The sequence below is a fragment of the Alicyclobacillus sp. CIJ1 genome, from assembly GCF_057538885.1.
In genome coordinates this window covers 1-589 of record NZ_BAAJPH010000038.1, presented here as the reverse complement: position 1 = coordinate 589, position 589 = coordinate 1, and the positions used below count along the sequence as shown (strand labels likewise).

Genomic DNA, 589 nt, shown 5'->3' with positions numbered 1-589 from the left:
CGGCGTTCGCCCCGTCCTTCTTCGGCTCTTGGCGCCTAGGCATCCACCGTGTGCCCTTCCTAGCTTCACCTTGCCTTTCTCCCTATGCACTTGCCAAGGTCCTCCGAGAGAGCTCTCGCTCCCTCAAAACTAAACACACCCAACCTCCCAAACCCGCAAGCCCCGTCCTTCTCCCTAGAAAGGAGGTGATCCAGCCGCACCTTCCGGTACGGCTACCTTGTTACGACTTCACCCCAATCATCGACCCCACCTTCGGCGGCTGGCTCCCCTTGCGGGGTTACCTCACCGACTTCGGGTGTTGCCGACTCTCGTGGTGTGACGGGCGGTGTGTACAAGGCCCGGGAACGTATTCACCGCGGCATGCTGATCCGCGATTACTAGCAATTCCGGCTTCATGCAGGCGAGTTGCAGCCTGCAATCCGAACTACGAGCGGCTTTTTGGGTTTCGCTCCGCCTCGCGGCTTCGCCTCCCTTTGTACCGCCCATTGTAGCACGTGTGTAGCCCAGGACATCAGGGGCATGATGATTTGACGTCATCCCCGCCTTCCTCCGACTTACGCCGGCAGTCACCTGTGAGTCCCCGCCTCAA

The 589-nt window shown here is 60.3% G+C and carries 1 rRNA gene; it reads right to left on the bottom strand.

Annotation, left to right across the window (positions count from 1 at the left end):
• Positions 1-178: 178 nt before the first annotated feature.
• Positions 179-589, bottom strand: a 16S ribosomal RNA gene (locus AC27E8_RS00285); the annotation flags it as partial.